This window comes from Mucilaginibacter sp. 3215, assembly GCF_050433785.1.
In the GTDB taxonomy this organism is placed as follows: domain Bacteria; phylum Bacteroidota; class Bacteroidia; order Sphingobacteriales; family Sphingobacteriaceae; genus Mucilaginibacter.
In genome coordinates this window covers 69,850-92,860 of record NZ_JBNPWO010000013.1, presented here as the reverse complement: position 1 = coordinate 92,860, position 23,011 = coordinate 69,850, and the positions used below count along the sequence as shown (strand labels likewise).

General features: G+C 43.6%; 24 protein-coding genes. 9 read left to right on the top strand and 15 right to left on the bottom strand.

Annotated elements, in window-relative coordinates:
* Positions 1-3 precede the first annotated feature (3 nt).
* Both ABIC84_RS19600 and ABIC84_RS19595 read left to right on the top strand, forming a co-directional pair.
* Positions 4-1,020, top strand: coding sequence for an aldo/keto reductase (locus ABIC84_RS19600; protein WP_429264627.1), 1,017 nt, complete (start codon positions 4-6; stop codon positions 1,018-1,020).
* Positions 1,021-1,035: 15 nt separating this feature from the next.
* The gene (locus ABIC84_RS19595) at positions 1,036-1,371 is read left to right on the top strand and encodes an L-rhamnose mutarotase (protein WP_090533212.1); all 336 of its coding nucleotides are present in this window, start codon (positions 1,036-1,038) and stop codon (positions 1,369-1,371) included.
* A gap of 243 nt (positions 1,372-1,614) precedes the next feature.
* On the opposite strand, the gene ABIC84_RS19590 is transcribed toward ABIC84_RS19595, so the two are convergent.
* Positions 1,615-2,592 carry a glycoside hydrolase family 43 protein gene (locus ABIC84_RS19590; protein ID WP_429264626.1) on the bottom strand — a complete coding sequence of 326 codons (978 nt, stop codon included), beginning with the start codon at positions 2,590-2,592 and terminating at the stop codon, positions 1,615-1,617.
* 194 nt (positions 2,593-2,786) lie between these two features.
* Here ABIC84_RS19590 and ABIC84_RS19585 point away from each other — a divergent pair, with 194 nt between their 5' ends.
* The 4 genes from ABIC84_RS19585 (at position 2,787) to hemN (ending at position 7,513) form a co-directional block, all read left to right on the top strand.
* Positions 2,787-3,974 (top strand): PAS domain-containing sensor histidine kinase, encoded by a 1,188-nt coding sequence (locus tag ABIC84_RS19585; protein ID WP_429264671.1) that lies wholly within the window; start codon positions 2,787-2,789, stop codon positions 3,972-3,974.
* Complete coding sequence (locus ABIC84_RS19580; RefSeq protein ID WP_413319684.1) at positions 3,971-5,023, top strand: response regulator; 1,053 nt, start codon at positions 3,971-3,973, stop codon at positions 5,021-5,023. Before ABIC84_RS19585 ends, ABIC84_RS19580 begins: the two co-directional genes overlap by 4 nt.
* An 82-nt stretch (positions 5,024-5,105) precedes the next feature.
* Entirely contained in the window at positions 5,106-6,143 is a 1,038-nt protein-coding gene (locus tag ABIC84_RS19575) for a 2-hydroxyacid dehydrogenase (protein WP_429264625.1), read from the top strand.
* Positions 6,144-6,148: 5 nt separating this feature from the next.
* Positions 6,149-7,513 carry an oxygen-independent coproporphyrinogen III oxidase gene (gene hemN, locus ABIC84_RS19570; protein ID WP_429264624.1) on the top strand — a complete coding sequence of 455 codons (1,365 nt, stop codon included), beginning with the start codon at positions 6,149-6,151 and terminating at the stop codon, positions 7,511-7,513.
* Between the two features lie 64 nt (positions 7,514-7,577).
* Here hemN and ABIC84_RS19565 read toward each other — a convergent pair whose 3' ends face one another.
* The 11 genes from ABIC84_RS19565 to ABIC84_RS19515 form a co-directional block, all read right to left on the bottom strand.
* Positions 7,578-9,353 carry a hypothetical protein gene (locus ABIC84_RS19565; protein WP_429264623.1) on the bottom strand — a complete coding sequence of 592 codons (1,776 nt, stop codon included), beginning with the start codon at positions 9,351-9,353 and terminating at the stop codon, positions 7,578-7,580.
* Between the two features lie 62 nt (positions 9,354-9,415).
* The gene (locus ABIC84_RS19560; RefSeq protein ID WP_429264622.1) at positions 9,416-10,102 is read right to left on the bottom strand and encodes a sulfite exporter TauE/SafE family protein; all 687 of its coding nucleotides are present in this window, start codon (positions 10,100-10,102) and stop codon (positions 9,416-9,418) included.
* Positions 10,099-10,518, bottom strand: a complete 420-nt coding sequence (locus ABIC84_RS19555) for a FixH family protein (protein ID WP_429264621.1) — start codon at positions 10,516-10,518, stop codon at positions 10,099-10,101. The genes ABIC84_RS19560 and ABIC84_RS19555 overlap by 4 nt, the downstream gene beginning before the upstream one ends.
* Positions 10,519-10,522: 4 nt before the next feature.
* Positions 10,523-11,896 carry a cytochrome c oxidase accessory protein CcoG gene (ccoG, locus tag ABIC84_RS19550; RefSeq protein WP_429264620.1) on the bottom strand — a complete coding sequence of 458 codons (1,374 nt, stop codon included), beginning with the start codon at positions 11,894-11,896 and terminating at the stop codon, positions 10,523-10,525.
* Between the two features lie 5 nt (positions 11,897-11,901).
* Positions 11,902-12,810 carry a cbb3-type cytochrome c oxidase N-terminal domain-containing protein gene (locus tag ABIC84_RS19545; RefSeq protein ID WP_429264619.1) on the bottom strand — a complete coding sequence of 303 codons (909 nt, stop codon included), beginning with the start codon at positions 12,808-12,810 and terminating at the stop codon, positions 11,902-11,904.
* The gene (locus tag ABIC84_RS19540; RefSeq protein ID WP_429264618.1) at positions 12,807-12,998 is read right to left on the bottom strand and encodes a hypothetical protein; all 192 of its coding nucleotides are present in this window, start codon (positions 12,996-12,998) and stop codon (positions 12,807-12,809) included. The genes ABIC84_RS19545 and ABIC84_RS19540 overlap by 4 nt, the downstream gene beginning before the upstream one ends.
* 8 nt (positions 12,999-13,006) lie before the next feature.
* Entirely contained in the window at positions 13,007-15,133 is a 2,127-nt protein-coding gene (ccoN, locus tag ABIC84_RS19535) for a cytochrome-c oxidase, cbb3-type subunit I (RefSeq protein WP_429264617.1), read from the bottom strand.
* 86 nt (positions 15,134-15,219) lie between these two features.
* A complete protein-coding gene (ccoS, locus tag ABIC84_RS19530) occupies positions 15,220-15,381 on the bottom strand; it encodes a cbb3-type cytochrome oxidase assembly protein CcoS (RefSeq protein WP_091170101.1) in 162 nt (53 codons plus the stop codon).
* Positions 15,378-17,762, bottom strand: a complete 2,385-nt coding sequence (locus tag ABIC84_RS19525; protein WP_429264616.1) for a heavy metal translocating P-type ATPase — start codon at positions 17,760-17,762, stop codon at positions 15,378-15,380. The genes ccoS and ABIC84_RS19525 overlap by 4 nt, the downstream gene beginning before the upstream one ends.
* A gap of 158 nt (positions 17,763-17,920) precedes the next feature.
* Positions 17,921-18,799, bottom strand: a complete 879-nt coding sequence (locus tag ABIC84_RS19520; protein WP_429264615.1) for a universal stress protein — start codon at positions 18,797-18,799, stop codon at positions 17,921-17,923.
* Between the two features lie 28 nt (positions 18,800-18,827).
* Positions 18,828-19,070, bottom strand: coding sequence for a hypothetical protein (locus tag ABIC84_RS19515; RefSeq protein WP_429264614.1), 243 nt, complete (start codon positions 19,068-19,070; stop codon positions 18,828-18,830).
* A gap of 282 nt (positions 19,071-19,352) precedes the next feature.
* Here ABIC84_RS19515 and queD point away from each other — a divergent pair, with 282 nt between their 5' ends.
* From queD to ABIC84_RS19500, 3 genes are all read left to right on the top strand, one after another.
* A complete protein-coding gene (queD, locus tag ABIC84_RS19510; RefSeq protein WP_426585799.1) occupies positions 19,353-19,709 on the top strand; it encodes a 6-carboxytetrahydropterin synthase QueD in 357 nt (118 codons plus the stop codon).
* 156 nt (positions 19,710-19,865) lie between these two features.
* Entirely contained in the window at positions 19,866-20,900 is a 1,035-nt protein-coding gene (gene adhP, locus ABIC84_RS19505; protein ID WP_429264613.1) for an alcohol dehydrogenase AdhP, read from the top strand.
* A gap of 285 nt (positions 20,901-21,185) precedes the next feature.
* The gene (locus tag ABIC84_RS19500) at positions 21,186-21,875 is read left to right on the top strand and encodes an OmpW/AlkL family protein (RefSeq protein ID WP_429264612.1); all 690 of its coding nucleotides are present in this window, start codon (positions 21,186-21,188) and stop codon (positions 21,873-21,875) included.
* 108 nt (positions 21,876-21,983) lie between these two features.
* Here the strand turns inward: ABIC84_RS19500 and ABIC84_RS19495 are convergent, their stop codons facing one another.
* From ABIC84_RS19495 to ABIC84_RS19485, 3 genes are read right to left on the bottom strand one after another with little or no spacing between them, the layout of a single operon-like run.
* The gene (locus ABIC84_RS19495) at positions 21,984-22,187 is read right to left on the bottom strand and encodes a hypothetical protein (RefSeq protein WP_139160044.1); all 204 of its coding nucleotides are present in this window, start codon (positions 22,185-22,187) and stop codon (positions 21,984-21,986) included.
* Positions 22,165-22,479, bottom strand: a complete 315-nt coding sequence (locus tag ABIC84_RS19490; RefSeq protein WP_429264611.1) for a hypothetical protein — start codon at positions 22,477-22,479, stop codon at positions 22,165-22,167. The genes ABIC84_RS19495 and ABIC84_RS19490 overlap by 23 nt, the downstream gene beginning before the upstream one ends.
* A 57-nt stretch (positions 22,480-22,536) precedes the next feature.
* A complete protein-coding gene (locus ABIC84_RS19485) occupies positions 22,537-22,980 on the bottom strand; it encodes an Hsp20/alpha crystallin family protein (RefSeq protein WP_413319648.1) in 444 nt (147 codons plus the stop codon).
* Positions 22,981-23,011 lie beyond the last annotated feature (31 nt).

Below are 23,011 nucleotides of genomic sequence, written 5' to 3'. Positions count from 1 at the left end.
AATATGCAAGAAATCAATCTGCCTAAAATAATTTTTGGAACCAGTGGATTAGGAAATTTATATGTAGCACTTCCAGATGATGTTAAATGTGCTATTGTTGCCGAATGTATCAGGCATTCTCCTAAACCGGCTGTATTTGACTCAGCCGGGAAATACGGCGCGGGGCTCGCGCTCGAATCATTGGGAAAGGCTTTGGCAATACTAAATGTCTACCCATCGGAGGTACTGATCAGTAATAAATTGGGCTGGCTGCGTACGGAGTTAAAAAGCCCCGAACCTACTTTTGAACCGGGTGTTTGGCGCGACCTGAAATATGACGCCGTTCAGCGAATAAGTTATGAAGGCATCCTGGAATGTTATGAACAGGGAAATGAGTTGCTGGGCAATTATCGTGCACAACTGGTATCGGTACATGACCCCGATGAATACCTTAATGCAGCAAAAGATAAACAGGAACAAGCACAACGTTACCGGGACATATTGGAAGCCTACCGTGCGCTGAATGAATTGAAACTGAATGGCAAAGTAAAAGGTATTGGTGTAGGTTCGAAAGACTGGCGGATCATCAAAAAGATAACGCAGGATGTAAAATTGGATTGGGTAATGATCGCCAATAGCATGACAATTCATAGCCATCCGCCAGAATTAATTGAATTTATGCAGGAGCTTGAAAAGCAAGGAACTTTGATCATTAATTCCGCCGTTTTTAATGGCGGCTTTTTAACCGGGTCTGATTATTATAACTATCGGTTAACTGATCCGGTAAAAGACAAACATTTACATTGTTGGCGAGAGTTGTTTTATCGCTTATGTGCAGATTATAAAATAAAACCGGCGGATGCCTGCGTGGCTTTTGGGTTAAACGGTCCGGGCGTTAAAAGTATCGCCCTGAATACCACAAATCCCGACAGGGTTTCACAAAATGTTTCGCTGGCTTCATTAAAGATCCCAATACAATTTTGGAAAGAAATGAAAGAATATGGCTTAGTTGACGAATCATACGCTTCCGCTTATCTGTAAAAATTAAATATCACTATGAAACGATACTGTTTGGCCCTCGATTTAAAGGATGATCCGCAATTGATAGCGGAATACGAACATTGGCATAAGGCTGAAAATAGCTGGCCGGAAATACGCAAAAGCATACTAGACGCGGAAATTCTTGATATGCAGATCTATCGCACTGGAAACCGGCTGTTTATGATCATGGAAACGAGTGACCATTTTGAGTCAAAGAAAAAAGAAGAAATGGACGCGCTAAATCCTAAAGTACAGGAATGGGAGCAACTCATGTGGCTATTTCAACAACCCCTCCCCTGGGCAAAAGAAGGAGAAAAATGGGTGATCATGAAACAGATTTTTAAACTTTAAGAACGGGTGATATACAGATAATATTGCGAAGAAACAGGGCTGAACGATTCATTGCGCAACGCTCAATCACAAACATAAGATACTGATTTGGAATAAATTAAAAGCATAACGCCACTCCAGATTCCGGGCATACAACGGGAAAGACGCAAATCATAGCGGTCTTTCCCGTTTTCAGCTATTGGGTTACTTAGTGTTTATGACTTTCGGCTCAGGACTAAACACCAATTTATCAACGGCAACACATCAGTAATTTATCTTCACTTCGCCGTCTATTACCTCAAAAGGAATCCACAGATAACCAGATTTTTCCAGGTCAAGTTTGTTCCACAGATCTCCCATGAAGATAAAATTTGAAGGTTTTCCGCTTACCGGCAAAACATAATTTCCCTGGGCAAAGAATGTTTGTTCTGCATTAGCACCGCTGCAGGGGTTGCCTACCTCCTTCCATGGCCCCATGATACTATCCGCAGTTGCATAAGATGCTGCGTTGGGGCTCCAACCAGAGCACCCCGAAGTGATCAGGAAATATTTGCCGTTATTTTTGAAAAGTGCCGGGCTTTCGCGGTTTCTGTCGATCAGAATCCGGGTATAATGTTCCGTTGGCTTCAAATAATCATCTGTCAGCAGGCAAACATGCATAGTGTTGTTATCTTCGGATGAATAAACAACGTAGGCTTTGCCATCAGTATCCTTAAAAAGTGTCATATCCCTAAGCATTTGATTGTTTGGTTTGATACTGCCCAGGTATGTGTATGGCCCCTCGGGCGAATCGCTTATGGCAATACCGGCCTTTGAATCCTGGTAATCATTTCTGTCATTATGGAACCACATCACAAATTTTTTGGTTTTCTCGTTATAAAGCACCTTAGGCCGTTCAATTACCCTACCGGTATCTAAATCGTTGGACTGGTCACCTGTCACAGATCTTAATGCAGTTCCCAGATTTTTCCAATGTTTCAGATCTGTCGACGAATAACATGATACCCCGCCTGCAGGAACCCGGTAATCTTCCCAGCTTTGCCCGGGGACCAGCCAGGTTTTGCCTTTTTTAATTTCGCCAAACAGGTAATATACCTCATTATAATAAAGTACCCCTGCCCCATGAGCATTAATCTGATTTCCATCAGTGTCTTTAAAGTCTCCGCCCGAAATCATGTTTTGCGACTGTGCCTGGTTATTGAAAAATATGAATAAGATCAGGATCAGTACCGTATACTTCATATATTTTGTTTTCTATTTAACAGATCGGATAGAGTTTAAAAATAGGTAAAAAAAGGATGGTTGCTCTACACTCAACCATCCTTTCACTTTGTGCCTCACCATAAAAAGTGATTGTGATCACTTTTTATGGTGAGGCACATCATATTGAAGACTAAATCCATTCGTGATCTTTGTCATTAAACAAGGAAACGCTGATGGAGAATGCCGCGCTGCTAAAAGCAATTATTGAAAATGCCATAGACGGCATTATTACCATAAACAGCCACGGAATTATCGAATCTATCAATCCGGCAGCATGTAATCTGTTTCAATACAGTCCCGGCGAAGTAATTGGTAAAAATGTATCTGTTTTAATGCCCCCGCCCGATAAGGAGCTGCACGATGGTTATATAAACCGTTATCAAAATACAGGCAAGCCGCACATTATAGGTTTTGGCCGCGAAGTTAAGGGGTTAAAAAAAGATGGCTCCGTATTCCCTTTCCGTCTGGGGGTAAGTGAAGTGCAGTTTTCAGGCCGAAAAATCTATACCGGTTTTATCCATGACCTCACACGTGAAAAGGAGGCAGAAGAAAGATTAAAGGAGTACGCCCTCCATTTAGAAGAGCTGGTGGAAGAGCGTACAATTTCTTTAAAGCATTCGGTAAGCGAATTGCTGCAGGCTAAAGAAGAGGTCAGCCTGTCATTAGAGAAAGAAAAAGAACTTGGCCAGATGAAAAGCCGTTTTGTATCAATGGCCTCGCACGAGTTCAGGACCCCGCTGAGCAGTATCCAATTGTCGGCCATCCTTGTTGAAAAATATGCGCAGGAGTTTAGCAATCCTAACATCAGCAAACACATCGCCAAAATAAAAACGTCGGTAGGTAACCTTACGGGTATCCTGAATGATTTTCTCTCGCTCGAAAAACTCGAAGCCGGTAAGGTTGAGCCCGTATTTACCGAATTTAACCTGGTAAAATTTGGCGAGGAAATAACAGAAGAAATGCAATTGGTAGCCAAACAAAACCAAAATATCATTTATCAGCATACAGGTACTACCAGTGTTTTTAGATTGGATCCCGCACTATTAAAAAACTGCATCATTAACCTGATCAGCAACGCCATCAAATACTCGGGCGAAAATACCTTTATTGAATTTAACACGGAGGTAGCCAGCGATCAGTTGGTTGTTGTGGTTAAGGACAATGGTATAGGCATCCCTGAAAATGACCAGAAACACTTGTTTGAAGCGTTTTTCAGGGCACATAATACCGGCAATATATCAGGTACCGGTCTCGGCCTTAATATAGTGGCGCGCTACGTTGGCCTGATCAACGGCACGGTGCAATTTGAAAGCAAAGTTAATTACGGAACATCATTCACGCTCACATTTTCGCAATCATGAAAAAAAGTATCCTCATTATTGAAGACAATACCGATATAAGAGAAAGCACCGCCGAAATACTGGAGCTTTCCGGCTACCTGGTATTACAGGCCGGTAACGGCAAAATTGGTGTGGACTTAGCTATAAAGCATAAACCCGACCTTATTTTGTGCGATATCATGATGCCCGAGCTTGACGGGTATGGCGTATTATTCATGCTCAGCAAATCGCCCGAAACGGATAACATACCCTTTATATTTTTAACCGCGAAAGCCGAACGGGTTGACTTTAGAAAAGGCATGGAAATGGGTGCCGACGATTATCTTACCAAACCTTTTGACGATATAGAATTGCTTAATGCCATTGATAGCAGGTTGAGCAAAAAAGAAAAACAACAGGCATTTTTTAGCAGGTCGCTGCAAAAAATAGAGCACCTGGCCATCAACTCGCGCAACGGAGCAGCCGAATTAAACGCACTGATAGCCAGTAGAAAAATAAGGCAGATAAGAAAAAAACAAGTATTATTTTATGACGGGGATAGCCCGCAGGGAATTTACCTGGTGATGGAAGGCAGCATAAAAACATTTAAACTGGCCGAAGACGGCAGGGAACTGATGACCGGCTTATACAAAGCCGACGACTACCTTGGCGTACATGCCCTGCTGCTTGATGATGCTTATGGCGAAACTGCCGAAGCAACCGAAGACGCGGCCATATGCCTGCTGCCGAAAGATACCGTTTTAACCATGCTTGACCGATATCCTGACGTTGGCCGGCAATTTTTGAAAATACTGTCAAACAATATCAAAGAAAAGGAAGAACAGCTTATCGAACTGGCTTACCATTCGGTAAGGAAACGGCTGGCACAGGTATTAGTAAGACTGAACAAGCAAAACGGCGAAAAACAGGAATTTAAAATATCAAGGGAAGAAATGGCATCAATGGCCGGTATGGCTACCGAAACGGTAAGCCGTACGCTTTCTGATTTTAAAGAGGAAGGCCTGATAGAAAAGAAAGGTGCAACCATCAATATAACAGACCTTAACAAGCTGGTAAAAATGAGAAACTGACAAAGGTCATTTTTTTCACTGACCGCACTCATGGTTTTGCCGGTGCCATCCGGGTAGTTTTGTTTAATATAAATGTGCACAGATGAAAGTTGTAGCTTACAGTATCAAGGCGTTCGAAAAGGAATTTTTGGCCAGAGCGAACCAAAAAAAACATGATATTACCCTTATCTCTAACCCATTAAATTCTGAAACGGCGGTTTATGCCGAGGGTAAGGAAGCGGTAGTTGTTTTTACTAATGACGATGTATCTGCCTATGTTATCAACCAACTGGCCGATCTCGGCGTTAAATATATCGCTACCCGGTCGGTTGGTACAGATCATATAGATAAGGAAACAGCAGCTTTGCGCAACATAAAACTGGCCAATGTACCTGAATACTCGCCGCAGGCTATTGCCGAACATACCGTTGCCATGGCACTTGCCCTGAACAGGCATTTAACCGAATCAAACGCCCATAGCCACCTGTTCGATTTCAGGCTGAATGGCCTCATGGGGTTTAATTTATCAGGCAAAACAGTTGGCATTATTGGCCTGGGACATACCGGGCAGGCGGTTGCTGCTATCTTTAATGGCTTTGGCTGTCGTGTTATTGGCTACGATCCGATTGTCAAATCAAACTTGCCAGGAGTTGAACAAGTGCCTATGAATGATCTGCTTACTACCGCCGATATCATTTCATTACATGCCCCCCTCAGCCCCGAAAACTATCATATGATCAATAATGACACCCTTACTTTGATGAAAGATGGAGTCATGCTCCTGAATACTTCTCGAGGAGGATTAATTGATACTGAAGCGGCATTACAAGCCCTTGAAGCCGGTAAAATAGGTTATTTAGGACTGGATGTTTATGAAAAAGAAAAAGGCCTTTTTTTTGAGCAGCATCAACATGATACCGATAAAGACCCTTTGCTGGAAAAACTGATGACCTTTAAAAATGTACTCATCACCCCCCATCAGGCTTTTTTAACCAGTGAGGCATTAGAGCAGATAGCTAATCAAACCATAAAAAACCTTGATCAATGGCAGGCTAAAAAGTGCGTCGGAAATGCGTGTGTGTGTTCAAAAAACTGCAAAGCGACCGGTGAGCTATCAACGGTCAATACTACCAAAACTTAATATTTATGAAAATCCCTCAGCATCTTATTGATAAATACAACATTGCTGCTCCCCGCTATACCAGTTACCCTACCGTACCATATTGGAACACTGATAACTTCGACAAAGAGGAATGGCGAAAATCAGTATCGCTTTCTTTTAAGGAGAGTAACGATCGTGACGGGATTAGCCTGTATATTCACCTGCCATTTTGCGAAAGTCTGTGTACCTATTGCGGTTGTAACACCCGCATCACCAAAAACCACCGGGTAGAAGAGCCATACATTAAAGCTGTTTTAATGGAGTGGGCCATGTACATCAATACCTTTGAAAGCAGACCCGTTATCAGGGAAATACACCTTGGCGGCGGCACACCTACATTTTTTAAACCCGAACACCTGGCCATACTGATCAATGGTATATTAAATTCATCAACTATCCATCCCCGGGCCGAGTTTAGTTTTGAGGCGCACCCCGCTAACACAACTGTTGATCATTTACAGGTTTTATACAATCTTGGTTTCAGGAGGATAAGCCTCGGCATTCAGGATTTTGATCCCAGGGTTCAGTTTATCATTAACCGGATCCAGAGTTTTGAACTGGTAAAACTGGTTACCCAGCAGGCACGACGGATCGGGTACACATCCGTTAACTTCGATCTGATATACGGCCTCCCGCTTCAAACCATCAACGGGCTAAAAGATACCATTGCCCAAGTGGCGAAATTAATGCCCGATAGGATCGCTTTTTACAGTTATGCCCATGTACCGTGGATAAAACCCGGTCAGCGCCGTTTTACCGAAAACGACCTGCCAGATGCTAATGATAAAAGGGCTTTGTATGAATGCGGACGCGAATTATTTACAGCGTTGGGCTATCATGAAATTGGTATGGACCATTTCGCCTTGCCCACGGATAGTCTTTACTTAGCCGAACAAAATGGTACGCTGCACCGTAATTTCATGGGTTACACCCATCAATATACCCAATTAATGATTGGTTTGGGTGTATCCTCCATAAGCGATAGCTGGTATGCCTTTGCCCAAAATGTAAAAAAAGTAGAGGAATACCTGCAATTAGTTAATGCCGGCCAGCTGCCGGTATTTAAAGGACATATGCTTACAACCGATGATCTGAGCATTCGCAGGCATATTTTAAATATCATGTGTAACGGCAAAACTTGTTGGAACCATAATGAAACAAGTGAAGCTTTTTTAAAGGGGCTGGAACGTATGCGCCAATTTGAGCAGGACGGGCTCGTTGAGCTAAATTCATGGTGCATTACAGTTACCCCCATGGGTAAACGCTTTTTACGCAATATATGTATGGCGCTTGATGCCCGCCTATGGGCCGATAAGCCTACTACGCAGTTATTCAGTATGACTGGATAGGGCTTTGACAACACCAACTATCAGTTAAACAAAGAAACCGGGATCGATTCCCGGTTTCTTTGTTTTAGATATTTAGTAATTGCAGTTTCTCTTCTGATAAGAGCAGGTCTTTCAGCATCCGCTCCAGGTAATCCTGGGTTTGGTTGCTTATTTGCGGTATTAATTCTTTATAGTATGTGATACCCTGCTGTAATTGGTCTTTAAATTTGAGCAGGTATTTTCCTTTCTTTTCGTTGAGGTTTGCTACATAGCCCGAAATGTCCTTTTTAAGGTAATCGATATAAAGGTTTAACTCATTGATAAACATATTAGGGCGGGTTGTTGCCTCAAGCAAGTTGATATGCCCATAGATATGGCCAACCATATCATCAAGCGTATAAACCCCTGAAAAGAAGGCGATATTTGGCCCGGGACAAATGGTTACTGCCTTGTTTTCCCGGGCTTTCAGGATATCGTTTTTGATATATGCAGATGCACAGAGCCCTTCGCATAAGCAAACCTTTTCGGTAACAGCATCTATTTGCTTTTGAATTTCAGCTGCCGGAAGCTCACTGTGTTTTAGCTGCTTTATTTTCAAATGTTGGTACTCACGTGATGCTGTGCAAATGGGATGTTCGGTAAACTCGGTATTTGATACCAAATATTTTTTATTGCAGGGACTGCCCGGCCTGCCATTTGCTATTCTGCTAAGTCTTTGCTCTTCGCCCGAGCTTTTGCTGAAGTTATTGAACAGGATACCCAGCGGCGACGACGAGCTTACATAAAAATCATCATGGCCGGCGCCTGCCAATTGTTGCAGCGTATGTTCATCAACATTGGTGGCTTCGGGTACCAGCAGGAACGGGCTGCCCCAACCGGTAGCATCCATTTGATAATGCTCCCGCAAAAAAACATCTTCCTGCATAGTGCCTATCCCACCTTGTACGCTGATCTTTTGCGCCGGGTTGGTCTCTGTAAAACCCCTTTCGGCAAGTGCCGGTTGATAAAGGGCAAGCAGTTCGTGCATCATGTGTTCCCGTTTCAGTTTAAACTCGTCCAGGATCGGCCCAAGCAGCAGGCCATCAGTAGCAAAAGCATGCCCGCCACAATTCAGGCCCGATTCAATTCTGAATTCTGATACCCACAGCCCCTTTTTTGCTAAAAACTTTGCCTGGATCAGCGCCGAACGAAAATCGCTTACCTTTAAAACAATCCGTTTACGGGGCTCGTTATTGCCATCAGGGTAAAAACACTTAAAAGTTTCCAGGTAGCTGTACAGCCTCGGGTTCATCCCCGCCGAAAGCACCACTGATGACTCCAGGTCGCTCTCAGCAAAGCCTTTCAAAGCAGCAAGCGCGTCGGTATGGGTATCGCCAGTATAATTGCCGTCTGCGTCAAAGTTCATTTTATCAACTTTGGCCATGATATTTACATCAATAGCGCCTTTGTTCATTCTGGCTCGCAAAAGATCTTGAAAGATCTGTTTACGTTCCCCCTCAGGATACTCGTTCATCAGTTCGTAACCCTGCTTTAAAGGCGAAGCCTCCGGTAGCAGGTTAAAGTAACGGTCGATGTCCATTCCCTGGTGAAATGGCATTTGTTTAAGTTCTTCAAACTGCTTGTTTACCAGCTCGTTTAATAAATTAAGATAGGCCGTAACCCGTTTTGAACGGCTGTCAGGTCCGCTTTTTAAAATAGGCGTAAATGGCAAACCATTTTGAGTTGAGTGATACTGCCGCATACGCTCAACGAGTTCATCATCAACAATTGAAACAACGGACGAGATACCGTACCGGGCCACCTTTAGCGGTGTATCAACAGAGTATCCCAAACCTAAAACAGGTATATGAAAGCTGTGCATATAATTAATTTAATATTATGTATTTAGAATAAACCAGGAGGCTCATCAATGTACCTCCGGTGTTACTTACAAATAACAGTTCCGCTGGCCGATGGCGGACTCAGATAAGGAATATCAAGCGCGAGCCCACGTAATAAAAACCAAGCGCCAAGGCATAGCATAAAATAGGGAACCACCCTGTTCATCTTTCTTCGGACGCCCTGGTTAACAAATCCACTGCCAACAGTGACCGCCAGCATTAAAGGCAGGGTACCCAAACCAAACCAAACCATATATTGCACGGAAGCACCCACTGATGAAGTGTTTACCGCACCGATAAGCGCCAGGTAAACAAAACCGCAGGGTAAAAAGCCATTCAGCAAGCCTATGGCTAAATGGCCGGCCCGATGCTGTAACGCATAAGTAAGCAACGCATTAAAAGGCTTCAGCAGCCAGTTACCAGTACTTTTGTTACTAATTTTCAACTTCCACAATCTTGAACCGGCCGCCAGCAGGATCAGTATCCCGCTAATGATGCTTACCCCCTGCTGCAAACCTGAAAGCCATAATTGCTTACCGATGAGCCCGGTTATTAACCCGAGGGTTGCGTAACTTATAGTACGCCCAAGGTTATATACCAACTTATCCCACAACAGCAGCCAAAAGCTACTGTGGTTAACTGGGATAGCGAAGGCGAGCGGGCCGCACATTCCTATACAGTGAACACTGCCAAACAAGCCTATAAAAAAAGCGATTTGACCGGTGCTCATGGTATAAATATTTCTTTGGTGTACAGGTATTTTTTGCCATTGTTTTCCCAATTAAAAACAAGCTGCCACCTACCTGACTTTACATCAGTTAGAGGAATATTAACATTACCCGTCAGGCTGCTCTCCAGATTAACATGCCTGTCCATTTTGCCGTTGTCCGGGCGCTTCAAATCTGCTGTTCCCTTTACAGTACCCCCAAACTTTACTAAAAGGATATTGTTGCTGATGCTAATTGATGGCTGTGCTTTATCGTTAAGTACTTGCTTCTCTTTATCATAATCGGCATTAAAGGCAAGCCCTTTTTCGTAATAATGCGGATCGACATCGTCGGGCTGCCTGAACATGGCAACGCCCATGGCTACAATGTAACTCATAAAAGCCAGCATGCCTATTACTATTCCTTTTCCCCAGTTCATATGCTTAATCATTTGTTGGTGCTATAAAATTGGTTTTTACAGATTGAACCACCTTACCGCCAAGCAACAGGTTCAGTTTAATGGTAGTTTTGGCGGCATGTACTTTTGATGCAGGGAGCATGACAAAAAACACCGTTTTAGCCGATCCTCCCTTGGCAACCGGTCCGGGCGCCTGGATATAACTGATCTTAACAGCCGGATCATCCGCCGCTATCCCGATCACTTTATCCTGATTGGTTTTATTAATGATTTCGGCATTATAAATATTACTGATGTAGCCGCCCGGCTGTTGCTGATAAAGCATTCCCGCACTGCGCATAACGGTGATATCCATATCGCTCCGGCTGAAAATAAAATAACCAAGTACAGCTACCAGCACGGTTATTACCGCGGTATATCCCATCATGCGCCCGGTAAACGCGGGTTTTTCTTTCAGCCTGATCATATTTTCGGAGAAGTAGCCAATCAGGTTACGGGGTTTTCCTATCTTGTCCATTACCTGGTCACAGGCGTCTATGCAGGCGGTACAGTTGATACATTCAATTTGAGTTCCTTTACGAATATCAATACCTGTAGGACAAACAGCAACGCACAGGCTGCAATCAACACAATCGCCTTTCAGGTTAAAGGGGTCCGCGTTACGGCTTAACTTGCCCCGTGGTTCACCACGCACATCGTCATAAGCTACTACTAAAGTGTGCTCATCAATCAATACACTTTGTAAACGCCCGTAAGGGCATATCAATGTGCAAACCAGTTCACGTACCTGGCTGTAAATCAAATAAAATACAATGGTGAATATCCAAATACTGATAAAACCAACCCAGTGGGCTGTAACAGGCTCAACAATAATTTTAACAAGGCTTTCGCTGCCGATGATATAAGCCAGGAAAGTATTGGCGATCAGAAAGGATACCAATACAAACAAAGCATGCTTGGCCGTTTTTTTGATGATTTTTTTCCGTGTCCAGGCGCCCGCGTCAAGCTTTTTTCGCTTATTGGCATCCCCTTCTATCCAAATCTCTATCTTTCTGAAAACCATTTCCATAAATATGGTTTGCGGGCAGATCCAACCGCAGAAAATACGGCCGAAAGCAATAGTAAATATTACCACGCAAACCAAAAAAACAAGCGAAGCAAGCATGAACAGAAAAATATCCTGCGGCCAAAACACCTGCCCCAGCAGTACAAATTGCCGGTCTATCACATTGAGCAGCAACAACGGCTGGCCATTGATTCGTAAAAACGGCCCGGCAAAAAAGAAAATGAGATAAAAATAGCTTAACCAGCTTCTCCATTTATAAAACCTGCCTTTACGTACCAGCGGATACATCCACTGCCTTTTCCCGTTTTCTTTTGCCGCCAGTAAACCGTCCATAATCGTTATAATTTTGCTATCGTTTTGCCTTTTGCCGCAACGTCATCTGCATCTTTTTCGCCCTGCGGTTCTTTAGGATTAGCCGGATTGCTGCCATGCAATGATTTTATATAGTTTGCCACATCCGAGATTTGCTTGGGCGATAACTGTTTCTCCCAATTGGGCATCCCTTTGGCCTGTACGCCGTATTTTATGGTTTTAAATACATCATTGATCTTACCGCCGTGCAGCCAGTAATCATCGGTAAGGTTGGGGCCAACTACCCCTTGCGCGTGATCGCCATGACAAGGAACGCAGCTTTGTTTAAAAACCGCCTGCCCTGAAGCCAGTACAGCCTGATCGGTAACGAGTTTAACTGTGGTTTCGTCAACCCGGTTAGCGGCCTTGCTCAGGTATTCTTTTTTGGCAATGTCTGCCTGGGCCATCTCCGTTTTATATTCATCATATTGCAACTGCCCAACACCAAATACATGATAAATGAGTATGTAACCAATTGCAAAAATAATGGTGATATAAAACAGGTAGCTGAACCAGCCTGGAATAGGATTATTAAGCTCCTGAATACCGTCATAATCATGTGCTATGATCAGCTCCTTTTCTTCAGACATCGGTCTTAGCGACAGTAATTTGTTCCAAACCTCCGTTTTAGGCTTTTTAACTTTTTTGGCGGGTTTCATCTCCGCTATGATCTGCTCTTCTGTATACCCCTGCGCCCGGAGCGTTATTTTTGTCAATACCCTAAGCGCCCTGAGCAACACCAGCATGGCTACAATAAACAATGCCAGCATGGCTATAATTGCTCCATACCCTATCTCGTTCATCAAATCGCCCGGTATCAGGCTGTCATCGGCGGCCATTGCCGGATGTAACGGTATCATCAATACAAGTAAAATTAACAGGCGGCGGTATTTCATAAGTTGTAAGAATTAAAGGATTCACCATGACTATCCTTCAAAGGCAGATTACGCATATGATCTACATGCTGTTTCCTGAGCCTGAAAAGCAGGATAGCTACTACAATAAAAAATACGAGGAAGATCCCCAGAGAAAATAACAGGTAACCCTGGGCACCCGAAATGTGTTCTGTAAATTGCTTAAACATTGCTTTTGTTATTTAGCGGCGGTTTTGCGTGCTTTGATATCGGTACCCAAACGTTGCAGGTAAGCTATCAAGGCTACTATTTCTTTATTGTTTTTAACCTTTATATGATCGTTATACAGGTTATCGGCAATTTCTTTTTCCTGTTTACTAAGATCGTTGTTGGCTATTTTTTCATATCCTTCGGGATATGGGACGCCCAGTGCGCGCATGGCCTTTATTTTGGCGGCTGTGGTAGCCGTATCAAGATTTTGGGTTAACAGCCAATCATAATTTGGCATAATACTCCCAGGCGACATGAGGCGTGGGTCCATCAGGTGGTTATAGTGCCAGGCATTGCCGTATTTGCCGCCCTCGCGCGCCAGGTCGGGCCCGGTACGTTTTGATCCCCATAAAAACGGGTGATCATAAACAAATTCGCCAGCCTTGCTGTATTCGCCATAGCGCTCGGTTTCTGAGCGGAAAGGCCTTACAGTTTGTGAGTGGCAGTTTGAGCAGCCCTCTCTGATATAAAGGTCACGTCCCTGCAACTCAAGTGGAGTATAAGGTTTTACCGCTGCTATAGTTGGGATATTTGATGATATAGTCAGCGTTGGCATCAACTCAATAAAAGTACCTACCAGTATAACCAGCAATGCGGCTATCATCATTTGTATTGGGCGGCGTTCCAATACCCGGTGCCATGTTTCTTCATGCCCGGTTTTGCTTAAAGTCGGCAGCGGCATAGCCTGGGCAGGCTCATTTGCAACGAGTTTGCCCTGCAGCGCGGTGCGGCAAAGGTTATAAGCCATTACAATAACACCCAGCAGGTATAATCCACCGCCTACAGAACGCATAACGTGCATAGGCAATATGCGCATGGTGGTTTCCAAAAATGCCGGATATTTCAGAATTCCTTCGGGTGTAAACTCTTTAAGCATTAAACCCTGGGTAAAACCGGCCCAATACATTGGTACGGCGTAAAACAGGATCCCGAGCGTGCCTATCCAAAAATGGAACGAGGCCATCTTTTTTGAATATAACTGCGTTTTATAAATACGCGGAATAAGCCAGTAAAGGATGGCAAAGGTTAAAAAGCCGTTCCAGCCCAAAGCGCCAACGTGTACGTGAGCAATTATCCAATCGGTAAAGTGGCCTATGGCGTTCACCTGTTTCAATGAAAGCATAGGGCCTTCAAAAGTGGCCATACCATAAGCAGTTAAGCCAACTACCATAAACTTCAGGATCACGTCGTCACGAACTTTATCCCAGGCACCTCGCAGGGTGAGCAAGCCATTGATCATGCCGCCCCAGCTTGGTGCTAACAGCATAATAGAAAAGGCAACACCTAATGACTGCGCCCAACCGGGCAGCGTGGTATACAATAAATGGTGCGGGCCGGCCCAGATATAGATAAAAATGAGCGCCCAAAAGTGCAGAATACTTAACTTATATGAATAGATAGGTCTGTTGGCCATTTTGGGCAAAAAGTAATACATCATGCCCAGGTATGGTGTGGTCAGGAAAAATGCCACCGCATTGTGGCCATACCACCATTGTACCAGTGCATCCTGTACGCCTGCATATACCATGTAGCTTTTAAAGGCTGATACCGGCAGTTCAAATGAATTTACAATATGCAATACGGCTATGGTGACAAACGTGGCTATGTAAAACCATATGGCCACATATAAATGTCGCTCGCGGCGTTTAAATATGGTTCCAAACATATTAATGCCGAACACAACCCAGATAAGGGTAATGGCAATATCTATCGGCCATTCAAGTTCGGCATATTCATGCGAGGTGGTTAAACCTAAGGGCAACGTAATAACAGCCGAAACAATAATAAGCTGCCAGCCCCAAAAGTGAATTTGACTAAGGGCATCGCTAAACATCCGCGCTTTTAACAGCCGTTGTAATGAATAGTAAACACCCATAAAAATAGCGTTACCCACAAAAGCGAAGATCACCGCGTTGGTGTGTAAGGGCCTGATGCGGCCAAATGTAGTGTACTGGTTGCCCATGTTCATCCCCGGGCTATACAATTGTATAGCTACGATGAGGCCTACGGTCATCCCAATTATACCCCAGATCACCGTGGCGATACCAAAATTACGGACGATCTTGTTGTCATAGTAAAAATTTTCGGGCTGCATATGATATTAAATAATTTGATGGTGTAAAAGTATTGAGGGGCTGCCGCCGACAGAATGATTACGGTTTGCCCGAATAATGATATTGGTCATTTTTTATCTTTATCAGTTGGTTCATCATCCAGCAGGATCCTCACCGATGGGGTATAGAGATCATCATGCTGGCCGTTACGTTGCGCCCAAAAAAAAGCGCCTAAAAACACGAGTGCAAGCAGTACGCTGCAGCCGATCAGGAAATAAATAATGTTCATGATAATTTTCTTTTTTTAGCGGCCAGGTGTGTTGCTATGCTGGTGAACGAAATGATGGTTGCAGTACTTAAAGGCATCAATATGGCCGCAATAAGCGGTGAAAGCCTGCCGCTTACTGCATAGCTTAATCCTATTAGGTTATAGCAAAGCGATATAAAAAACGAGATGTGGATAATGGTAATACTATCCCTTGAGAATTTAAGAAATGCAGGCAGCAACCTGAGCGAACGCCCATCCAAAATAGCATCGCTGCCGGGCGAAAAATTGTTAACGTTATCCGTAATAGCTATCCCCAAATCACTTTGTTTTAAAGCACCCGAATCATTCAAGCCATCACCTATCATCATTACCTTTTTACCGGCCAGCTGTAAAGCCTTTATAAAATCAAGCTTTTGCTGGGGCGATTGGTTAAACAGCATATATCCTTCCCCCTTAAAATAAGGCAGTAAATTTTTCCGCTCCCGGTCCTGGTCGCCCGATAACAGGTAAATTTTATAATCCGCAGCCAGCCGCGCAATATCTTCAAGCCCTTCACGATACTTGTTAGCAAAGCTGAAATAACCGGCGTATCGCCCGTTAATCATCAGGTGCACTTCGGTTGATTTTGCTATATCTACTCCTCCCGTTAAAAACGACTGGCTGCCGATTTGAACATTATGCCCATCAACCCAGGCAGTAATACCTTTTCCGGCTATTTCCCGGTAATTACTTACCCGAAGTTTTTCTGCCCCCTGGAGGTAATCGCAAATCTGAACGCTTAAGGGATGGGCCGAATTACTGCAAATGCTGTATATGAGTTGTTCCTCGTAACTGCTTAGCTGCGCATTGTTGCTTACACCGTTTTCGCCGCCAATAGTAATGGTGCCGGTTTTATCTAAAACGATGGTATTGATACGGGCCAGTTGTTCAACAACGGCGGTGTTTTTGAGGTAGAAAAAATTACGATCAAAGATACTGAGTGCCGCCGACATAGTGAACGGAGTACTTAAGGCCAGTGCACAGGGGCAGGCTACAATCAACACAGCTGTAAATGCCGAAAAGGCACGGTAAACATCGACCGGCAGCCAGAAAACTAATGAACCCAATGCAATCACCAGTAAAACAATGCTGAAATACTTACTTACCTTTTGGTTAAAGGTTTGCATCCGGTTGTCCTGGCTACGGCTGAAAGCTTCATTGTTCCACAATTGGGTAAGGTAGCTTTGTGATACAGGTTTAATCACCTCCAGCTCAATGGCTTCGCCTATTTGCCGGCCGCCGGCATAAACCACTTCACCCCAAACCTTTGTCACGGGCACCGATTCGCCGGTAACAAAACTAAAATCAATCCGTGCATCGCCATTCAGCAATATGGCATCGGCGGGTATGATCTCATTACTGCGAATGCGGATCCGCTGACCTACTTTCAAGGCTGATAAGGGCAGCGGCTTTTCAATACCATTATCGACAGCCTGTACGGCAACAGGGAAAAACGAGCGGTAGTCGCGCTCAAAAGAGATATGGTAATAGGTTTTTCGCTGAACAAATTTACCTACCAGTAAAAAAAACACCAGCCCGCAAAGCGTATCGGCAAAACCGGCCCCCGCATGGGTTAGCACCTCAATCAGCGTGCGCAAAAAAAGCACGGCTATGCCAAGCGCCAGCGGAAAATCGATATTCAATATTTTATTACGGAGGTTTGTATAGGCCGATTGGAAATATTCCCTTCCACAGTAAAATACAACCGGCAGCGAAAACAGCACATTCAACCAGCCAAAAAAATGCCTGAAAGTTTGCTCATATTCTGATAATCCCAAATACTCAGGAAAACTTAGCAGCATCACATTACCGAAACAAAAGCCGGCTACCGCTATCTTTTTTACAAGATTATCGCCAGTGCCGGTTTGTTGTTTTTTAACAACGTCCTGGAGGTTAATAAGTGGCTCATAGCCGATATCAACCAATAGTTCCACAACCTGTCTTAAGCTTATCTCCCTGTTATTAAAGCGCAGACTTACCTGTTTCTTTAAAAAATCAATCCGGCTGTAATAAATGGCAGGGTTAAACCTATTTAACTGCTCAAGCAGCCAAATACAGGAGCTGCAATGGATGTAAGGGATATAAAGCGTTAATATTGTAATATTTTCGTCTGTAAAATCAACCAGGTCGGCCATGATCGAAGGATCATCAAGGTATTCAAATCGCTTTTCCACAAGGGTCCGGGTTGCGCCGGGGTGTTCATTATAACTGTAGTAATTACATAACCCACTATTGGATAGCACTTTATAAACACCTTTACAGCCAGCACAGCAAAAATCTTTGCCATCTAATACATAATGATCTTTATCACAATCATTACCACAGTGGTAACAGGTAGTTTGGGTAAGTATATTTACAGCCATTGATGATCTATTTATAAGATCAAAAATGGCTGTAATCCGGCACCTGAAAAATGATGGCTGTTGGATGGAAAAGTGATGAGTATCATTTTTCACAGCTAAAAAACAAAGAGTAACACGCGTTGCTATGTGATCTTATGCGCTCCCTCCCATCTCCTGTTTTAGAAATGCAAGGGCGGAAGCCCTTCAGGCAACACCAGCAGAGGTATTTCAATATGATGCGAAAGTTTTTCAGTATAACTGATACCAAACAGGCGCTCAAGGGGATTAACTTTACGGTGTACCATCACCAGCATATCGATCACTCCGTGTTCACTGAGCCAATCGAGCCCGCGCATTATACCAGTACCTTTAATGTGCCTGTAATAAATTTTAGGATAGTTGGCTTTACAGGTCACTTCATTTAAAAAAGCTTCTACCTCCTGTTTTTCATCACCTGTTTCATATTTTTCGTCGGTTACGTGGGCTATCAATAGCTCTGCATTAAAATAGCGTGCCAGGCTTGCTACCGAATGGATCATTTCTATATCGCTGTTGTTCAAATCGGTAGCAAAAGCTATTTTGGTTACAGGGTGATATTTTGCTTGCGATGGGATAAGTAAAACCGGAAAGGCAGCATCACTGATCATATCCTGTGTGTTGCTGCCTAAAAAAAATCTGCTCATAGCGCCCGCTCCCGACATACCCATAACAACCATTACGCTCTTGTCTTCATCTATTTTGCCTGTTACCACATCTATTACCTCGCCTACGTCGCAGTACTTAGTAATAAGACTACGGCCTGCCCCCGCTTTGGCGTAAGGGTTTTCCTTTTGCAAGGTTACTGAAAGTTGTTCCAATTCCTTATCCGCATCTGCTTTGAGCGAAGTATAATCTTCTAAAGGCCAAGCTACCTGCGCTGCCATGGGCGTTTCTGAAGGTATTTTAATGGCATGACATAATATCAAGCCCGCTTTGATATTTTGCGCAAGGTTTATAGCATAGCTCGCCGCGTTTTTTGCAGGCTCCGAAAAATCGGTGGGTACTAAAATAGTTTTCATGGCTTAAAGGATTGATTAATGGATATGATTAACGTTTTTTATGATTTGGCTCGATATTGCATAACTGGCTATCAACTTGGTTATCAATATTATATATGTCGCGATATTTAACCAGCCGCCCGTCAATAATAGCCGCTGTATAACCATCATTTTTTTGCAGGTGTATTCTAAAAACAACAGGTATTTTATCGCTTTCAAGTGTTTTCATAACATCGTTCCTGACGATGTAAAGTTGCAGCGCAGCGGGTGTTAAAATAGTGACGATTGTCATTTATCAATCTGATTGTCAACATCTATAAAACAACATCTAACCCCAAAAACCAATAATAAAAAACTATTTGCCGCGTAAAAAACTTGTACCGCATTGTGAACTTAAGGATACGGGTAAATACTTCGAAAATCATTGCTGCCGGTATAGTAAATATAACCCGGAGATATTTTAACCAATGCGCGAGTGATTTCAATCAACGAATAAAGAAATACAGATCATTTTATCAGAGTACTCTCCGCGTTTCTTTTGCCCGCAAACTAAAAACCGCAAAAAGCGTATTATATGATCATTTACAAAAGCTTCACTTTCGATTCTGCACATTTTTTACCCAACGTTCCGCCGCACCACAAATGCAGGAACATACATGGTCATACCTACCATTTAACAGTTTATTTTGAAGGCGAGGTAACAACACCCGAAGGATGGGTACTTGACTTCGCCCTGATCAAAAACGCGGTTAAACCAATAGTTGATCAGTTGGACCATACCATTCTGAACGAGGTCCATGGTTTGGAAAACCCCACGGCCGAAAACCTGGCCGTATGGATCTGGAACAGCATAACAGGAAAATTGGATGGCCTTACCAAAATTGAATTGAAAGAAACGCCGACATCGGGAGTTATTTACGAGGGAAAATAGCGCGGCTATCTTTCCCATCTTGTATTTTCATGCAGTCTCCCCCCAGATTGAATGTGCCATATCATAACAGGAGGTGATTTTGATCACTATTTAAGCGGCTAAATTCCGCAAGCTTTGTATTAATAAAAAAATCATTAGTCATAAGCCATTGAAAATATGATACCTAAAAAAATGAAAGCCGCCGTAGTGCACGAATTTGGCCAGCCTTTGCAAATAGAAGAAATGCCGGTACGCGAACCGGGCCGGCACGAGATACTGGTTAAAGTAATAGCCAGTGGTGTTTGCCATACCGACCTGCACGCGGCAGACGGCGACTGGCCGGTTAAACCCAAAATGCCGCTGATTCCCGGTCATGAGGCTATTGGTTATGTAGTAGCGCTTGGTCCTGATGTTAAAGGCCTGAAGGAAGGTGATATTGTAGGTGTACCCTGGCTATACAGCGCCTGCGGATGCTGCGAGTTTTGTATTACCGGTTGGGAAACCTTATGTAACGACCAGCGAAATGGCGGCTATAGCGTTGACGGCGGTTATGCAGAATATGTAGTGGCCGATTCCCGTTATGTTGGGCATTTCCCGGCAGGCTCGGATTGTACCGCGATGGCACCGATCATTTGCGCGGGTGTTACCGTTTACAAAGGCCTTAAAGAAACGGAAACCAAACCCGGCGAATGGGTAGCTATTTCCGGCATAGGTGGCCTTGGGCACTTAGCTGTACAATATGCCAAAGCCATGGGCATGCATGTTGCGGCTATTGATGTAGACGATACAAAACTGGAATTAGCTAAAAACCTTGGCGCCGAGCTGATCGTTAATGCCAAAACTACCGACCCCGGCGCGTTTTTACAAAAAGAAACAGGGGGTATGCATGGCGTGTTGGTTACCGCTGTATCACCCATCGCATTTAAACAAGGTATATCCGCGTTAAGAAGAAAAGGGACTATCGCGCTGAATGGATTACCGCCCGGTAGTTTCGACCTCCCCATATTTGAAACCGTGCTGAACCGCTATACCATCAGGGGATCAATTGTAGGTACCCGTAAAGACCTGCAGGAAGCTATCGGGTTCGCCGTGGAAGAAAAAGTTAAAGCCACCATACATACCGCGAAGTTAGAAGACATCAATACAGTTTTGGCCGACCTGAAAAATGGTAAGGTAGACGGCCGGATTGTACTTGAAATAGCTAAACCCTAATCTGCAAATAACAAAAACTTTTACCGCAGGCCGGATCAAACTGCTCATTGACGCAATATACCGTACCTAAGCGCCTCCTCAAACTAAATTACTTTAAAAAGATCCGCTCCCTGGGCGGATCTTTTTTATTGCGGGCAGCGTCGGTATTATGCTCGATTCCGGGTTGTCTCCGGTAATAAACCGGGTAAACGTGAAATGATAAGTATCATGAGAACAACTGTTTCCTGTCAGGCAAAGTCTATCACCTGCGGGATACATTTGACCCATAATTTAATACAAATCATTATGAAAAAGATTTTCTTTACTACCGTAATCTTATTTTTATTAAACGGGATAACCGCTTTCGCTCAGCAAAAAAATGAATGGGACATCCGCATCAGGGCAATTGGGGTTATCCCCCAGGAAAGCGCGACGATAGGCGTCATCGGCGGAGATATAAACATTTCCAATACTGTTGTTCCCGAGCTCGATTTCACCTACTTTTTTGCCAAAAATTTTTCTGCAGAATTAATCCTGGCGACAACAAAACACCAGGTAAAAACAAAAGGCTCCAACCTGAGTGCTATTGGTGCCGGCTCTTCGGCCGATGTTGATCTCGGTAAAGTATGGTTGCTTCCGCCTACGCTTACTTTGCAATATCATTTGCCCACAGGTACCCTTTTTAAACCCTATATCGGCGCGGGGCTTAACTACACTATTTTTTACAATGCCGATAAAGGTCCAACCGTAGGCGGCATTGATTACAACAACAGTTTTGCTTTTGCAACTCAGTTGGGTGCTGATTTCGATATCAGTAAAAAAGTATTCTTGAATATTGATCTGAAGAAAATATTTCTCTCTACCGATGTAAAGGTTGATGCATCCAATTTAACGCCTGCGGGCAAACCCGAACTTGCGCCGGTTTTGAAAAACATACCGGCTGATGTAAAAATCAGGCCATGGATCATCGGCGTAGGTATGGGTTACCGTTTTTAATCCCTTATAGCAAGGGATACCCTGTGAAAGCCTGGTGTATGAAGACCACACCCAATCAAGAAAGAAATACGATTTCACGAAGCTAAGGGCAGAACAACTGTCTTATTATTATATCGCCCAGTCATCGCTGTCTGTTTTGTTTATACGAAAAAGAATGCCCGATATCCAAAGCAAGGCGCCGGTGAGCAATAATTTCTGATTCATTTCGGGCAAGCGGTGACCTGGGCTGGTTAACCATAAAAACAATTCTGTCAATAACACCAGTATCGTGAGCATACCGATGAGCATTTCACTCCATTGTTGCCTGTCCATATCCGTTAAATTCTGTGAGGTTTTTCTGCCGGAAGATACCCCGGACAATCAATTTGATATTGCAGGTTAGCTCCTCAAAAGTACAGGATATCGACTTAATTTTTACCGGGATTTCACCCGTCGTTTCCATCAGGTCGATATGAAGTAAATCGGAGCCCGAAGGTTCTCTGCCCTTAAAGCTGTCAAAAAGCAGGTCGGCGAAATTTCGGTCATTACCCAAAAAACACTGTCCATAACTATCAAATCCTACCGGTGTTCTAATGCTCAGCAAAATATAAAACCTGAGTTCCATAGCTATAAATTAAAGGCTCCTGCTTTAACAGGAGCCTCATTTAAAAAACTAATCCACTTATTTAATTTCAATTTGCCTGCGTATAGCCTTAGCTTCTTCGCGTTTTGCAATATCGATCTTCAGGACGCCGTCTGTATAAGACGCCTCAATATTTTCGGCATTGGCGCTGTCGGGCAACGTAAACGAACGCACAAATGAACTGTAGCTATATTCACGTTTACTGTAATTTTTTTGAACGTCGCTGCTTTCGTTTTGACGTTCTACCGAAATGTTCAGCACATTGCGGTCAAGGTTAATTTTGAAATCTTCCTTTTTTAGGCCGGGCGCAGCCAATTCAACATGATAATGATCCTCGGTTTCGCTGATGTTAGCTGCGGGAACGCGCGCTACCAGCCGGTCATTGAAAAAAGAATCGTTTAAGATTGATTCAAAAACATCATTAAATGACGGTAATAACGAACTGTTATTCTTTTTGTCGGCATTAAATTTAACCAATGTCATAGGTCTTCCTCCTTAAATAAATTAATGATTG

What these genes read in the sequence shown, in the direction of transcription:
- ABIC84_RS19600 (WP_429264627.1), top strand. Translation starts at nt 4, where the DNA reads ATGCAAGAAATCAATCTGCCTAAAATAATTTTTGGAACCAGTGGATTA.
- ABIC84_RS19595 (WP_090533212.1), top strand. Translation starts at nt 1,036, where the DNA reads ATGAAACGATACTGTTTGGCCCTCGATTTAAAGGATGATCCGCAATTG.
- ABIC84_RS19590 (WP_429264626.1), bottom strand. Translation starts at nt 2,592, where the DNA reads ATGAAGTATACGGTACTGATCCTGATCTTATTCATATTTTTCAATAAC.
- ABIC84_RS19585 (WP_429264671.1), top strand. Translation starts at nt 2,787, where the DNA reads ATGGAGAATGCCGCGCTGCTAAAAGCAATTATTGAAAATGCCATAGAC.
- ABIC84_RS19580 (WP_413319684.1), top strand. Translation starts at nt 3,971, where the DNA reads ATGAAAAAAAGTATCCTCATTATTGAAGACAATACCGATATAAGAGAA.
- ABIC84_RS19575 (WP_429264625.1), top strand. Translation starts at nt 5,106, where the DNA reads ATGAAAGTTGTAGCTTACAGTATCAAGGCGTTCGAAAAGGAATTTTTG.
- hemN (WP_429264624.1), top strand. Translation starts at nt 6,149, where the DNA reads ATGAAAATCCCTCAGCATCTTATTGATAAATACAACATTGCTGCTCCC.
- ABIC84_RS19565 (WP_429264623.1), bottom strand. Translation starts at nt 9,353, where the DNA reads ATGCACAGCTTTCATATACCTGTTTTAGGTTTGGGATACTCTGTTGAT.
- ABIC84_RS19560 (WP_429264622.1), bottom strand. Translation starts at nt 10,102, where the DNA reads ATGAGCACCGGTCAAATCGCTTTTTTTATAGGCTTGTTTGGCAGTGTT.
- ABIC84_RS19555 (WP_429264621.1), bottom strand. Translation starts at nt 10,518, where the DNA reads ATGAACTGGGGAAAAGGAATAGTAATAGGCATGCTGGCTTTTATGAGT.
- ccoG (WP_429264620.1), bottom strand. Translation starts at nt 11,896, where the DNA reads ATGGACGGTTTACTGGCGGCAAAAGAAAACGGGAAAAGGCAGTGGATG.
- ABIC84_RS19545 (WP_429264619.1), bottom strand. Translation starts at nt 12,810, where the DNA reads ATGAAATACCGCCGCCTGTTAATTTTACTTGTATTGATGATACCGTTA.
- ABIC84_RS19540 (WP_429264618.1), bottom strand. Translation starts at nt 12,998, where the DNA reads ATGTTTAAGCAATTTACAGAACACATTTCGGGTGCCCAGGGTTACCTG.
- ccoN (WP_429264617.1), bottom strand. Translation starts at nt 15,133, where the DNA reads ATGCAGCCCGAAAATTTTTACTATGACAACAAGATCGTCCGTAATTTT.
- ccoS (WP_091170101.1), bottom strand. Translation starts at nt 15,381, where the DNA reads ATGAACATTATTTATTTCCTGATCGGCTGCAGCGTACTGCTTGCACTC.
- ABIC84_RS19525 (WP_429264616.1), bottom strand. Translation starts at nt 17,762, where the DNA reads ATGGCTGTAAATATACTTACCCAAACTACCTGTTACCACTGTGGTAAT.
- ABIC84_RS19520 (WP_429264615.1), bottom strand. Translation starts at nt 18,799, where the DNA reads ATGAAAACTATTTTAGTACCCACCGATTTTTCGGAGCCTGCAAAAAAC.
- ABIC84_RS19515 (WP_429264614.1), bottom strand. Translation starts at nt 19,070, where the DNA reads ATGACAATCGTCACTATTTTAACACCCGCTGCGCTGCAACTTTACATC.
- queD (WP_426585799.1), top strand. Translation starts at nt 19,353, where the DNA reads ATGATCATTTACAAAAGCTTCACTTTCGATTCTGCACATTTTTTACCC.
- adhP (WP_429264613.1), top strand. Translation starts at nt 19,866, where the DNA reads ATGATACCTAAAAAAATGAAAGCCGCCGTAGTGCACGAATTTGGCCAG.
- ABIC84_RS19500 (WP_429264612.1), top strand. Translation starts at nt 21,186, where the DNA reads ATGAAAAAGATTTTCTTTACTACCGTAATCTTATTTTTATTAAACGGG.
- ABIC84_RS19495 (WP_139160044.1), bottom strand. Translation starts at nt 22,187, where the DNA reads ATGGACAGGCAACAATGGAGTGAAATGCTCATCGGTATGCTCACGATA.
- ABIC84_RS19490 (WP_429264611.1), bottom strand. Translation starts at nt 22,479, where the DNA reads ATGGAACTCAGGTTTTATATTTTGCTGAGCATTAGAACACCGGTAGGA.
- ABIC84_RS19485 (WP_413319648.1), bottom strand. Translation starts at nt 22,980, where the DNA reads ATGACATTGGTTAAATTTAATGCCGACAAAAAGAATAACAGTTCGTTA.